The sequence below is a fragment of the Cronbergia sp. UHCC 0137 genome, from assembly GCF_034932285.1.
Taxonomy (GTDB): Bacteria; Cyanobacteriota; Cyanobacteriia; order Cyanobacteriales; family Nostocaceae; genus Cronbergia.
The window spans coordinates 57,203-71,966 of the sequence record NZ_JAYGHC010000029.1; the positions used below are offsets into that span (position 1 = coordinate 57,203).

9 protein-coding genes are annotated in these 14,764 nt (G+C 40.1%); 6 read left to right on the forward strand and 3 right to left on the reverse strand.

Annotated elements, in window-relative coordinates; translation table 11 throughout:
- The first annotated feature begins 70 nt into the window (after positions 1-70).
- The 3 genes from VB711_RS16085 (at position 71) to ctpC (ending at position 4,424) form a co-directional block, all read left to right on the forward strand.
- A complete protein-coding gene (locus VB711_RS16085; protein ID WP_323287159.1) occupies positions 71-1,117 on the forward strand; it encodes an ABC transporter permease in 1,047 nt (348 codons plus the stop codon).
- Between the two features lie 307 nt (positions 1,118-1,424).
- Positions 1,425-2,639 carry a (E)-4-hydroxy-3-methylbut-2-enyl-diphosphate synthase gene (gene ispG, locus VB711_RS16090; protein WP_323287160.1) on the forward strand — a complete coding sequence of 405 codons (1,215 nt, stop codon included), beginning with the start codon at positions 1,425-1,427 and terminating at the stop codon, positions 2,637-2,639.
- 498 nt (positions 2,640-3,137) lie between these two features.
- Positions 3,138-4,424: a carboxyl-terminal processing protease CtpC gene (gene ctpC, locus VB711_RS16095; protein ID WP_323287161.1), complete on the forward strand. Its 1,287-nt coding sequence runs from the start codon at positions 3,138-3,140 to the stop codon at positions 4,422-4,424.
- 241 nt (positions 4,425-4,665) lie between these two features.
- On the opposite strand, the gene VB711_RS16100 is transcribed toward ctpC, so the two are convergent.
- Positions 4,666-6,318, reverse strand: coding sequence for a DUF3352 domain-containing protein (locus tag VB711_RS16100; RefSeq protein WP_323287162.1), 1,653 nt, complete (start codon positions 6,316-6,318; stop codon positions 4,666-4,668).
- A 371-nt stretch (positions 6,319-6,689) separates the two neighbouring features.
- Between VB711_RS16100 and VB711_RS16105 the strand changes: the two genes are divergently transcribed.
- Complete coding sequence (locus tag VB711_RS16105) at positions 6,690-9,287, forward strand: M1 family metallopeptidase (RefSeq protein WP_323287163.1); 2,598 nt, start codon at positions 6,690-6,692, stop codon at positions 9,285-9,287.
- 608 nt (positions 9,288-9,895) lie between these two features.
- Here VB711_RS16105 and VB711_RS16110 read toward each other — a convergent pair.
- Positions 9,896-11,257: an NAD(P)/FAD-dependent oxidoreductase gene (locus VB711_RS16110; protein ID WP_323287164.1), complete on the reverse strand. Its 1,362-nt coding sequence runs from the start codon at positions 11,255-11,257 to the stop codon at positions 9,896-9,898.
- A 260-nt stretch (positions 11,258-11,517) separates the two neighbouring features.
- Here VB711_RS16110 and VB711_RS16115 point away from each other — a divergent pair, with 260 nt between their 5' ends.
- Positions 11,518-11,658: a hypothetical protein gene (locus tag VB711_RS16115; RefSeq protein ID WP_323287165.1), complete on the forward strand. Its 141-nt coding sequence runs from the start codon at positions 11,518-11,520 to the stop codon at positions 11,656-11,658.
- Positions 11,659-11,818: 160 nt separating this feature from the next.
- Here VB711_RS16115 and VB711_RS16120 read toward each other — a convergent pair whose 3' ends face one another.
- Positions 11,819-13,522 (reverse strand): phospholipase D-like domain-containing protein, encoded by a 1,704-nt coding sequence (locus VB711_RS16120; RefSeq protein WP_323287166.1) that lies wholly within the window; start codon positions 13,520-13,522, stop codon positions 11,819-11,821.
- 32 nt (positions 13,523-13,554) lie between these two features.
- On the opposite strand from VB711_RS16120, the gene VB711_RS16125 reads away from it, so the two are divergent.
- Positions 13,555-14,706, forward strand: coding sequence for a cysteine desulfurase family protein (locus tag VB711_RS16125; RefSeq protein ID WP_323287167.1), 1,152 nt, complete (start codon positions 13,555-13,557; stop codon positions 14,704-14,706).
- Positions 14,707-14,764 lie beyond the last annotated feature (58 nt).

A 14,764-nucleotide genomic window follows, 5' to 3' on the forward strand; every position in this document is an offset into this window, starting at 1 on the left:
TCCCCTGCTTCCCCTACCTCCCCTACCTCCCCTGCCCCCTGCCCCCTGCCCCCCTGCCCTGTTCCAAATTATGACAGCTACAAAAATTTCTTTGGAGACAAGTCGAGACTGGCTAATGAGGCTAGTTACCGATGAAACTTTTCTTTATGTGATTAAACGATTATTACAGGCACTATTAACGATTTTTTTAGCCTCAGCACTATCGTTTTTTATCATGAAATTATCTCCTGGGGATTATGTAGATACGTTGCGGCAAAATCCCAAAATTTCCCCAGAAAGAATAGAAGAAATAAGACAGCTATTTGGACTTGATAAGTCTTGGCCGGAACAGTTCTGGCTGTGGTTAGGGAGAATTGTGACTAAAGGTGATTTTGGTACAAGTTTTGTATATCAACGTTCAGTTTCGTCCCTATTGTGGGAGAGAATCCCAGCAACATTATTATTAGCGATCGCTTCTTTAATTACAACATGGGCGATCGCTATTCCTCTCGGCATCCTCGCAGCCATTAAACAAAATCGCACCACCGACCGAGTTTTACAAATAATTAGCTACGCTGGACAAGGTTTCCCCAGTTTCATCACTGCCTTATTTCTCTTATTCTTTGCCCAAATCACCGCCCCCATCTTCCCCGTTGGTAACATGACCAGCATCGAACACGCTGAAATGACATGGATCGGTAAAATTATAGATATCGGCTGGCATTCAATCTTACCATTAATTGCCCTCAGCATCACCAGTTTTGCCGGCTTACAAAGGATCATGCGTGGCGAATTACTAGATGTATTGCGACAAGACTATATCCAAACAGCCCGCGCCAAAGGACTACCAGAAAACCGTGTAATCTACGTTCATGCCCTGCGAAACGCCATTAACCCCTTAATTACCCTATTGGGTTTTGAATTAGCCAGTTTATTAAGCGGTGCATTTATCACCGAAAACTTCTTTAATTGGCCAGGTTTAGGTAAATTAACCCTACAAGCCGTATTAGCCAAAGATCAATATTTGGTCATGAGTAGCTTAGTCATGAGTGCAATTCTGCTGATTATCGGTAATTTAATTGCCGACCTAATGTTAAAATTCGCAGACCCCCGGATTAAATTAGAAGACTTAAATTAATCATTTCCAGCTTTGTTAGTAGGGTGTGGTTTGGCAAGCTCACCAACCACGTCGGAAATTACGGAATAAACGAACCACAGAGACACAGAGGACACAGAGAAATGAGAAGAACGAATTTTTGACTGAACTGTATTGTGTTTTAATCCTGTCAATCCTTTAATCCTGGATATCCTGATTCAGACAGTTATAGTTAGGATTTAACATCAAGAAAAATTTTAATTTCTTTTTTCTGCCACCTAACCACCCAAAACAACCCCAATTGTGGCAATCTGATATTCTAGCTACAGCACATCTACCTGTTGAGGTTATGCAAACTCTTCCTTTACTTGAAACTGCAAATACCACATCCTTTGAAACAACCATCAAACGGCGTAAAACCCGTCCCGTGAAAGTGGGAAATGTCACCATTGGCGGTAACTACCCCGTAGTAGTGCAATCAATGATTAATGAAGATACCCTAGATATTGATGGTTCTGTTGCGGGGATTCGTCGTCTACACGAAATTGGCTGTGAAATTGTGCGCGTCACAGTTCCCAGTATGGCTCACGCCAAAGCATTGGCCGATATTAAGCAGAAATTAATTAAAACCTATCAAGATGTGCCAATCGTCGCCGATGTACATCATAATGGCATGAAAATCGCCATAGAAGTCTCTAAACATATTGAAAAAGTGCGGATTAATCCAGGTTTGTATGTCTTTGAAAAACCAAATACCAACCGGATAGAATATACAAAAACCGAATTTGACGAAATAGGCGAAAAAATAGCCGAAACCCTAGAACCTTTGGTAGTTTCCTTGCGTGATCAAGGAAAAGCCATGCGGATTGGAGTCAATCATGGATCTCTAGCTGAGAGAATGCTATTTACCTATGGAGACACCCCCCAAGGGATGGTAGAATCAGCCATAGAATTTATCCGCATTTGCGAATCTCTGAACTTTCATAATTTGGTAATTTCCATGAAAGCTTCCAGAGTTCCCGTCATGGTAGCGGCTTATCGTTTAATGGCCAAGCGCATGGACGACTTGGGTATGGACTATCCCCTACATTTAGGTGTCACAGAAGCCGGTGATGGTGAGTATGGTAGAATTAAATCTACAGCCGGAATTGCTACCTTACTGGCAGATGGGATTGGGGATACAATTCGCGTCTCCTTAACAGAAGCACCAGAAAAAGAAATTCCTGTCTGTTATAGCATTCTCCAAGCATTAGGTTTGCGAAAAACTATGGTGGAGTATGTCGCGTGTCCTTCTTGCGGACGGACTTTATTTAATTTAGAAGAAGTATTGCACAAGGTACGGGAAGCGACCAAACATTTAACTGGTTTAGATATCGCCGTTATGGGTTGTATTGTCAATGGACCCGGTGAAATGGCAGATGCTGACTATGGCTATGTAGGCAAAACTCCCGGTTACATTTCTTTATATCGTGGACGAGAAGAAATTAAAAAAGTACCAGAAGCCAGGGGAGTTGAAGACTTAATTAACCTAATTAAGGCAGATGGACGTTGGGTAGATCCTTAAAAGGCAGGAGGCAGCACTTCGGCTACGCTCAGTGACCGGGGGCAGGGGGCAGGGGGCAGGGGGCAGGGGGCAGGGGAAGCAGGGGAGGAATAAATCTTTTATTACCAATCACCTATTACCCATTACCTATTACCAATCACCCATGACCTATTACCTATTACCAATTTCAATCCCCTGTGTTAGATTAGGCTTACTGACTAATTTTTCCGTTTACCAAACTTACTCAAGTCTACTTAAAGATTTGAAGTTACCTTCCTGCTTCACGTTAAAAGTGACGGCAGTTAATTAATCCAAAAGTAATCCAAAAGCTTTAGGTTCAGACAAAGCTTAACCTACCTTAGAATTTTCGGGTTTTAAGGCTTGGCGATCGCCTAAAAGGTATTTTAGATGAACTAATTTATCTTTGTCAAAACCTTTTTTACTTAAACTTAAACAACTTTGAGTAAATTTAGCTAAAATTTTGACTACAGTTTTTAGCCCTCTGACGCAACGGTCATTATGGTGAATACAAAGAGTAGACTTGTTTTAGGTGCTACGGCGGTGACGCTCTCTACAATTGCTGTTACTAGCTTGGGCATTCATTCCCGTGGTCAGGCTTTATTTAAAGCAAGTCCCAAGGAGTTAGTAGATGAAGTATGGCATCTTGTTTACCGGCAATATGTAGATGGTACTTTTAATCAAGTGGATTGGCAGGCTGTTCGTAAAGAATATTTAAATAAGTCCTACACAAATCAGCAAGAAGCTTATAAGTCCATCCGGGAAATGCTCAAAAAGCTAGAAGACCCCTATACCCGGTTTATGGACCCGGAGGAGTTCAAAAGTATGCAAGTTGATACTTCTGGAGAACTCACTGGTGTTGGTATAACTATCAGTCAGGATGAAAAAACTAAGCAACTAACTGTTATTGCCCCAATTGAAGATACACCAGCTTTTAAAGCCGGGATTCTTTCAAAAGATATTATCCTAGAAATTGATGGCAAAAGTACCAAGGGAATGGATACGAATCAGGCCGTTAGTCTGATTCGTGGTGAACCAGGAACTAAGGTGAAGCTAAAAATTCTCCGTACTGGAAAGCAAAAAATATTTAATATTACACGCGCTCGGATTGAAATCCATCCTGTGCGCTATTCCCAAAAGCAAACGCCTATTGGTAACACGGGTTACATTAGGTTAAATCAATTCAGCGCTAATGCTGGCAAGGAAATGCAAAGTGCTATTAGGGATTTAGAGTCTAAAAAAGTATCGGGTTATATCTTAGATTTACGTGGCAATCCTGGTGGCTTGTTATACTCTAGTATAGAAATTGCTAGAATGTGGATTAATAAGGGAACAATTGTTTCAACTATTGACCGTCAGGGTGAGCAAGATAGGCAAGTAGCAAATGGCAGGGCTTTGACGACTAAACCACTGGTAGTTTTGGTGGATAAAGGTTCAGCTAGTGCAAGTGAAATTTTGTCTGGGGCTTTGCAAGATAATAAACGTGCTGTTTTGGTTGGGACTCAAACTTTTGGTAAGGGTTTGGTGCAGTCGGTACGGCCATTGGAAGATGGTTCTGCTTTGGCTGTAACGATCGCTCGCTATCATACTCCTAACGGTAAAGATATTAACAAGCATGGTGTTGACCCAGATGTAACCGTGGATTTAACTGATGCCCAACGGCAAGATTTGTGGTTGAATGAACGCGATAAACTGGCTACTTTAGCAGATCCCCAATTTGCCAAGGCTGTGGAAGTATTAAGTAAACAAGCTGCTTTAACAGATACCTCTAGAACAGGGAAAAATTAGAGTTTTTGACCGGATTGGGGTATGAATTAAAAAACCAATTTTTTCTGATTTTTTCTGAAATCCTTGGGGTTTAGCATTGCTAAACCCTAATCTTGTGTTTGTTAATTCCGCATCCCAGGCAATACTGCTCGGTTAAGCAAATTTGTTAGCCGAAAACCTCTGTAGAGACGTTCCATGGGTAGGGATTCTCGTCTCTACACTCCTTAACCGAGAAGTATTGGAATCCCAGGGAACTAATTACCTATTTATTACCTGATTTAAGAGCCAAAAACATTTCCATTTGACTGGTAGACTTATTGGGACTATTTACCGTTACACCAAAACCGCGAATAGAACTAAGAACAGCCTCGGCTTCTGGTGGGAGGGGTGAACCTTGAGTTGCAAACTTCTCAATTAGGGACTTAGTTTTGTCCATGTCTAAATAAAAATAACCACCGTTGGGTTTTTGTAAAGAACCTGTGACAACTTTAAAAGAGTCGGTGTTATTGAGAGATTCACCCTTGCGGTCTGCAATGGAATCAGCGATCGCTCCACCCAAGGCCAAAAAAACGGTATCCTGGTCTAACCAGCCATGAGCCACTAAAGCACCTTGTTGGGGGATTTGCCATTCAGTAACATCTTTATCACCGATCTTTCTTTGGGCAACGGTGAGAGATTGCTGTTTAGCTATTTCGTCTAGTTTACTAAAAGTATTGGTAGCGGTGGCGCGATCGCTAGTGTCAAAAACTAAACCTAACCCAAAACCCACATTGGCCAACACACCTTGTTTAGATTCAATCGCACCCACAGCAAATTCACCATTCATCCAGCTAAAAATATCTTGATCTAGATCAATATTCACGAATTTTAATTGGCCGCGAGCCAGTTCAATACCTTGCTTAATTTCAGGATACTCCTGTGATTGCTCGGTGATGGTTTTCCAGCTTTCACTAATTCCCTGGCCGCTAACCAAAGCGAAGGTCTCCGTCGGAAATTGTCCCACTATGTTAGCTGGAGTATTTTGATACTGGAATTTGCTTAGTTCTGGATCTAAATTAGCGATCGCTTTCAACCTCAATCCCCCATCATCCACCCCAACAGCCGCCACCAACGATTTTACCTGCTGCATCTGCTTCAAAGTAGAAGGAGGTAATTGTCTAGACTGGGAACTCAACCCCGCCAACTGCTGCACCGTATTAGCATAATCAGGAATATAAATCTGGGCTAGGCTATTTTTCACATCCACACCAGCCCCTAGAATCTCATTCGCGCCCACTTTACCAGCAAAAGAATCTCCCCCCTTAAAAGTATCAATAGCCTGTTCTACAGCCTTTCTTTCCGGGGCTAAGAGCAAATGGCTATTATTCAACACCACAGTATAAGTTGGTTTACCCTTACCCTGACTCTCAATAATTTTTTCACCCTTATAATCCGATTCCTGAATCTTGACAGTTTTCAGTCCCTTGAGCTTATTAGCAAAATTTAAAGCATTAACTTTGTCCTTAATCCCCACCACCAATAAAATATTAGACTCCTGGGATGGGTTAGTTTGAACAGGTTTAGTCGGATTTGGTGGCAGTACAGCAATCATCACCCCACCAATCCAAGGTTGTATATCTTGTTCGTAAGATATTTGACTCTCACTAAAAACCTCTTGATTTAGATCCTGTAAACCCTTTGTCATCAACTCCTGAGCTTGGGAAGTTCCAAACTGCTTTAACTTAGCCCAAGATTGGCTATCAGTGTTAACATAAGTCGCCATTAATGCCGTAGAAGGAACAACTTTCGCACTACCTAAAGGACTAGAACTATCTCCAATCCCACCCTTCAAATACATATAAGCAGCCACACCACCCACAACCACTAGACCTGCAACAACTGCAAAACCTAGAAAATTTGATTTATCTTTAGGCATTTTTGTAATCCTCTTTTCTTTAAATTGTTACACTCAGTAGCTACAAGAATTATGGCGAGATTAGTAATTAATCACAATTATCCACTATTTTAGCGGTATTTACTGATAAAATTAGTAATTGTACACACCAATACATTGTAATTACTCCATTAGGATGATGAATAAATCCGCAAATCGTATCTTAGTGTATTTTTTCAAAAATAGTCGGTTAGTTAGCCAAAAAATATTCTAAGCTAGAAAAATAATTGCTAGTATTTGTACTTAACCTCTTAACAATCTCAGACCCTTATATTTCGTATTCCGTGGGTAAGTCCTGTTTTAGCAACCACATCTCACCAGAAGTTTTAGGATTACAAGGTTAGTAATAATCAATGTCGAAGTCTTATTTTGATACAGAGAGTAACGGACACAAACCTTTTGAACTACCAGGGGCTAAACCACACTATAACCCCGACCGTCCAGGACAGGTAGAGCATATCTTCCTCGATCTGTGTTTGGATATACCCAGTAAAAGTTACTCTGGTAGTTGTACCATTCGTCTATTACCCATCCGTAATGGTATTAAGCGTTTGATTTTGGACGCTGTGAATCTGAATATCCAATCTGTAGAAGTAGATCAGGTACCACAGCAATTTGAATACGACGGAGAAAAACTGGCCATTCAACTTTCTCAACCAACCCTAATTGGTGAGAAACTGTTGATCGTCATCTCCTACTCCGTGGAAAAACCCCAACGAGGAATGTACTTTATCCAACCAGACAAACACTATCCACATAAACCCACCCAAGTCTGGACTCAAGGAGAAGACGAAGACTCTCGCTTTTGGTTTCCCTGTTTTGACTACCCAGGGCAGTTGTCAACCTCAGAAATTCGTGTTAGTGTTCCTAAGCCCCTGATGGCTATTTCCAACGGTGAACTAATTAACACCACAGAAAAAGAAAATCGGAAAATTTACCATTGGTTACAGGAACAAATTCATCCTACCTACTTAATGACTCTTGCAGTGGGTGATTTTGCTGAAATTCGAGAGGAGTGGCAAGGCAAATCTGTCACCTACTACGTGGAAAAAGGAAGAGAAGCAGACGCTAAACGCAGTTTAGGCAAAACTCCCCGCATGATGGAGTTTTTGAGCGAAAAGTATGGTTATATTTACCCTTTTCCCAAATATGCCCAAGTTTGTGTAGATGATTTCATTTTCGGGGGGATGGAAAATACATCCACCACATTGTTAACAGATCGATGTTTACTTGATGAACGAGCAATATTAGATAACCGCAACAGTGAAAGTTTAGTAGTTCATGAACTAGCACATCAATGGTTTGGGGATTTGCTAGTAATTAAACATTGGTCTCACGCTTGGATTAAGGAAGGTATGGCTTCTTATTCTGAGGTGATGTGGACAGAACAAGAATATGGTACACAAGATGCGGCTTATTATCGGTTACAGGAAGGTCGGAGTTATGTGAGCGAAGATAGTAGTCGCTACCGTAGACCAATGGTAACTCATGTTTACCGCGAAGCGATTGAACTTTACGATCGCCATATTTACGAAAAAGGCTCTTGTGTCTATCACATGATTCGCGCAGAATTGGGAGATGAATTATTCTGGACAGCAATTCAAACTTTTGTCCAAAATCATGCTCACCAAACTGTAGAAACAGTAGATTTATTAAGGGCAATTGAAGCAGCAACTGGCCGTAATTTGACATTTTTGTTTGATCAATACGTTTATCGTGGTGGCCATCCCGATTTTAAAGTGGTTTATGCTTGGGATGGGGATTCTAACTTGGCTAAGGTGACGGTGACACAAACCCAAGCTAGTGATGATCATCATGGCAGCAAGGATTTATTTGATCTGAAAATCCCCATTGGTTTTGGTTATAAATTACAAAATTCCCCTGAACAACTTTCAATTTTTACTGTCCGAGTCAATGAACGAGAACAAAGTTTTTATTTCCCCTTGAAAGAGAAGCCAGATTTTATAAGCTTTGATGTGGGTAATAATTATCTAAAAACTGTGGTCTTGGAATATCCTATCCCAGAATTGAAAGCCCAATTGGAATTTGATCCCGATCCCATTTCTCGCATTTATGCAGCCGAAGCGTTAGCTAAAAAAGGCTCTTTAGAAGCGGTTCAAGCATTATCCGCAGCTTTGAAAAATGATCCTTTCTGGGGTGTGCAGGTAGAGGTCGCTAAACAATTAACAGAGATTAAATTAGATCAAGCTTTTGATGCTTTAGTGAGTGGGTTGGAGGATGAAAATCCTTATGTGCGTCGTTCTGTGATCGAGTCCTTAGCCCAAATTAAAACTCATCCTAGTTACAAAGCAGTCAAAGAGTTTGTTCAAGAAGGCGATTCTAGTTACTATGTGGAAGCTGCGGCTTGTCGTACCATTGGGGCAATTTGTGCGGCTAATTTAGATGATAAGCCCTCAGAAGAAAAGGTAATCAAGCTGCTGAAATCGGTTTTAGAAGAACGAGCCGGTTGGAATGAGGTAGTACGCAGTGGGGCTATTGGTGGTTTAGCACAATTTAAAACTTCGGAAGCGGCTTTAAATTTGCTTTTAGAATACACCAAACTCGGTATTTCCCAACCTTTGCGTTTAGCAGCTATTCGGGCTTTGGGTAAAATTTCTGTGGGACAAACTCCGGCGAATATCGAACGAATTTTAGACAATTTAGCCGAAATTGCCAAAGAAACCTTCTTTTTAACCCAGGTGGCTGTATTAACGGCTTTGGGAGAAATGGAAACCCCAAAAGCGATCGCTATCTTGCAATCTCTAGCCGATCAAACCGCAGATGGTCGGGTGCGTCGCTATGCAGAGGAAGAAATAACCAAAGTCCAAAAGAATATCGGACCAGATAAAACCCTGCGTCAGTTGCGCGAGGAACTCAACCAACTCAAACAACAAAATCAGGAACTCAAAAGCCGCTTGGAAAATTTGGAAGCCAAATCCAAGTCCAAGTAGGATTGATAGCAATACTTCTCGGTTAACCAAAAATCCAAATTTTGGGAATCCTAAAAGATTAATGTCAATCATTAACTTGATCCGAGAAGTATTGACTTTTTTACCCTTACGAGTAGATAACCCAATTTGCTTTTTGTAGTCTGTAGGGTGCGTCAGACAGAATAATTTAGAGGATGTTTGAAAACTTTTTCGTGTGGGATTCAACACCCGCAGATCCCCCTGAATCCCCCTTTGTAAGGGGGGTTGGGAGGATCTTGATTAATTCTGATACTTTTCAAACGTCAGAAGCAGTAAATCGGGCTTTACGTTGTTTATTATCAGCTATTCCTGAAATTTAAACTGTCTTGAAAAGCGATACCTGCTGTGGACTAACGCGATCGCGTAAGCGCTGCTGCTTTCAGCAGATCGCCTTTTTGTTGTTGGGAATGTGCGATCGCTACGCACTCCGTAGGAATCATTTATTTAACGTCAATAATTGTATGGGTTTATCATTGCTAAACCCATACCCACACGGTGTTTTGTAGAAATTCGGAAGTGCGATTTTTAAGGAATTGAACACAGATATAGCAAGATCCTCAAGGGCTGAAGTTGACTACAAAGTAAAAATTCTAGGGATTAACTGGCTGCTGCTTTTCTGAAGTGTGCGAATGACTGCTATTGTTAACAGTTGGTGGTCTTAAAAAAGCTTCTTTACCTGTAATCAATCTAGAGCGACGATTACGAGTAATATAGTTCCATGCCCATTGAATTACTACTACTAATTTAGTGTCAAACTCAATTAAGAAGTAGATGTGAATTATTAGCCAAAATACCCAAGCAAGGAAACCTGTGAGTTTGATGAAGCCTAAATCTACAACAGCTAAATTTTGCCCGATCATCGCCAAACTACCGACATCTGTGTAATGAAATTGTGGCAAAGTATGACCGTGAAGCCGTAGTTGAATCAGTCCACCTACATATTCTCCTTGTTGTTTGGCTACGGGTGCAACACCAGGTAAGGGTTTACCATTTTGATGGGAGAAGTTGGCTAGATCTCCAATTACGAAAATGTTTTTATAACCCTTGATAGTCAAGTCGGGTTCTACAATTACTCTTCCAGAGAAATCGCATTCTACATCTGTTCTTTCTGCTAAAACTTTACCCAAAGCAGAACCTTGAACACCTGCTGCCCATAATATAGTTTTTGAGGCAATTTCTGTCAATTCATCGTTTTGCTTGAAAGTAACAATGTCATTTTCAATATTTGTGACTCTGGTCTTAGTGTGAATAATCACACCCAACTTTTGCAAAGATTCTGTTGCTGCTTTCGATAACACTGGCGCAATATATGGGAGAATGCGATCGCCCCCTTGCAATAGTAAAATTCTTGTCTCTGAGGTGTTGATGTTACGGAAGTCTTCTTTAAGAGTTTTGTATGCCAACTCGGCGATCGCACCCGCTAATTCTACACCAGTCGGACCACCCCCGACAATCACAAAAGTCAAGTAAGCACGGCGTTTTTCAGGATCAGTTTCCGTTTCTGCTGCTTCAAATGCCGAAAATATCCGCCGACGCATTTCTATCGCATCTTCCACGGTTTTCAAACCAGGAGCAGTTTCTTTCCAATTATCTTTACCAAAATAGGAATGATTAGCACCTGTGGCAACAACTAATGTATCATAAGGTATGATTTCATCACCCATAATCACTTGTTGCGTTTTTGGATCAATAGCATTTACTTCTCCCAGCAACACTTTTGTATTCTTGCTTTTGCTAAATACAGATCGCAATGGTGCGGAAATATCAGCCGGTGATAGGGTACCTGTGGCAACTTGATATAAAAGCGGCTGAAATAAGTGGAAATTACGTTTATCAATCAGAGTAACATTTACATTTGCGTTAGCAAGGGTCTTTGCTGTATAGAGTCCACCAAAGCCACCACCAACGATAACAACCTGATGTGGTACATTTTTCTCACGGGAAACTGCCATAAACAATATTTCCTTTTGTTAAGAGGCGTGTAAGTTTTCTTAACAATATTTAACAAAATTATGATATGTGTTGCCGTTTATTGAGAACTTTTGAAAAAATAATAAAAGTAGTGAAAGTTACTATTAAAAGGAAAAGGGACAGGGGGGAAAGAGGTTGAATTGTCACAAATAATATCAGATATGATTGATATTTGGTGAATAATTTTCACGATTGCATGATAACATTAAATTAGATGCAAATTTAGTGTGGAGAAACTCTCATGATTAATTTAAGTCGAGATATTGAAAAATTGGAAACTTTTATAGGTATAAAAAAAGGATTAGAAGATATAGCAACTGGTAACACACAATCTCTAAATCAGTTTATTGAAGAAATGCAGAAAAAACATGGAATTAAGTAAGTCGATATGATAAAATCCATAACCCAACCTACAAAATAGATGAAACTTATAGCGGTATGCACTTGAATGAGATACAGAATCTACAGTAAAAGCCTTATGGCAAGAGACTCTTAACTCCTGACTCCTGACTCCTGACTCCTGACTCCTGCTATATTTTAAGTTACCAAGTTATTCTATCTTCCCATTTATCTAACATTCTATTACTAATTCCTGGCACTTTTTCTAAATCTGCTAAAGATGTAAATTTTTGTTTTTGACGAGCGAGAATGATCCTTTGCGCTAATTTTTCACCGACTCCGGGAAGTGTGGCTATTTCTTCTTGATTGGCTGTATTAATATTTATTTTGGTAATTAGAATTTTATCACTAGATTTAGGCGCTTTAATTTGTGAACATTTTTTTGTTTCTGCTGCAATTTTAGCTTGAATATTTGGTGGTACACCTGGTTTAAAGTTACTATATAAACGGTTAAATTCACGAACATAATGATCAGCTATTATTGGATTTTTAATTACTACTAATGTTTCATCATTGCCATGATTAGCTGCTGCTGACCAATTATGAGAACCTGTAATTACTTTTTGATGATCAATCACCGCAAATTTATGATGCAATAAGTCTCCTTTGGGCAAAATCGGTACACCAACGGTAGTAATAGGATTACTCCAAGGACGGTTATCAAGTTCATATTTGCATTTGTTACTTAAAGCAACTCCCATCATATCTAAGGCTTCACTGTAGGGACGATAGGCAAATTGAGAATCTATTAAAGCGCGAATTTTTACATTTTGCTGGTGACGGGTTTCTAAAATATTGGCAAGTTGTTGTTCTGAAAATACAAATAATGCCATGTCTACTGATTTGATGGCTGAATTTAATGTTTTACCAATTAAACCATTACTGCTATTAATCCAAGGTTGAGTTGATGAAATAGGAGAAAAATTCACTGTAATTTGGGTATTTCCTAAAGTAATTTGTTTAGGAAGTCGTACTGGCTTTTTGATTCCAAATCGACTATCTGGTTGACCTCCTGGACCATCACCCCACATAATATTAAATTCTTGGGTAAATAAAGTAGCTAATTGTGGACTATCAATCTTTAATAAGTTATTGGCATTACCTAAAGTGCTAGGATTAGTAAAGTCCCCGGAAGTATCACTCAAGGTAAAATTAGCAGAGGTAATAATTACAAAGCGATTGTCTATAATTACAAATTTATGGTGCATTAAACCACTACCCTTTGAACCATCAGCAGTATCATCTATCCAAGGAATTTTAGCATTTTTGATAATTACTAAAGCATCCCGTTGATTGATTTCATCTTTGGTGAGTTGATTATCTTGGTTAATATCAATAAATTTCCGAATTTCGTTATATCGGTCTTGTTCCCGTTGATTTAATTTTTTTACTTCTGTTGCTGTTAAGTTACTCCAAGGACGAGAATAGTTATTTTCTAAAATTATTCTAACTTTTACACCAGATTTTTGTTTATCAGCTAGTGCTTGGGCAATTTTGGGTAAACGTAATTCTTGTACTGCTACATCTACGGTAGATTTAGCTTGGTTGATGGCGTTAATTATTTGTTTTTCTAAATTATCTCCCAACCGTGTCTGCTGACGATAACTTTCTTGATATTCTGAAGATTGAGAATGATTGAAGTAAACTTGAATTAATGGATCTTGGGGTAATGGTTTTATCCGCTGGTTGGAAGATTGGACTTTTTGGCTTTTGTCTCCATTATTGAAAATTGATAGTATTGATTTTCCTATATGCTGACTATAAGACTGGATGTTTTGACAACCAACAAGGGGAAGTAGCAATAAAAATATATAAGAAAAATGTCTGACTCTAGGAGAAATATACACGGTAATCTGTTAAAAGTGAATTGGGTGTAATTATGCAAATATATCTAGACTACAGTGCTACTACTCCCACCCGCAAAGAAGCGATCGCGATCATGCAATCTGTCTTAACTCAACAGTGGGGCAATCCTTCCAGTTTACACGAATGGGGCAACCGTTCAGCGTTGGTTGTGGAAAAAGCCCGAATCCAAGTAGCAGAATTAATCAAAGCTATTCCCGAATCAATTATTTTTACCTCCGGGGGAACGGAAGCGGATAATTTAGCGATTATGGGGGTTACTCGCTCTTATAGTAGACCCCAACACATCATTATCTCTAGTGTGGAACATTCGGCTATTACTGAACCTGCACGAATGTTAGAAAGATGGGGTTGGGAAGTCACCCGTTTAGGTGTGGATAGCAAAGGTAGAGTCAACCCTCTAGATTTAAAAGCTGCTTTGCAACCAAATACTGTTTTGGTATCGGTAATTTACGGACAAAGTGAAGTAGGGACGCTGCAACCCATTGAGGAATTAGGTAAAATTACTAAAGCACACGGGGCTTTATTCCACACAGATGCAGTTCAAGCGGTGGGACGCATACCATTAAATGTCCAAACTTTACCTGTAGATTTGTTAAGTTTATCTAGCCATAAATTATATGGTCCCTTGGGTGCGGGGGCGCTGTACGTGCGTCCAGGAGTGGAATTAATGCCTTTGCTAGGTGGTGGAGGACAAGAAATGGGACTGCGTTCGGGGACACAAGCGACACCTGCGATCGCTGGTTTTGGGGTAGCTGCGGAATTGGCAGGAAAGGAGTTAGAGGAGGAAAGATTAAGATTAATTAAGTTGCGCGATCGCCTATTTTCCAATCTAGCAGATATTCCCGATTTAATCCCCACCGGTGACATGATTCACCGTTTACCCCATCATCTGAGTTTTTATTTAGCATCTGCGGACGGTGAAAAAATCACTGGTAAAACCATAGTTCGGCAGTTAAATTTGGCGGGAATTGGTATTAGTGCCGGTTCTGCTTGTCATAGCGGTAAACTTAGTCCTAGTCCGGTTTTATTAGCAATGGGTTATAGTGAAAAAGCCGCCTTGGGGGGAATCCGGCTTACCTTGGGTAAAGATACCACAGAAGCCGATATTGATTGGAGTGCGATCGCTCTCAAACAGATTTTGCAGAGGCTGATCAATGTAGAATAAAGGTAACCGTTCAGGGGGGTAGGACAGGGTTAGCGCATCTCAAACGCTAAGTGCAAGA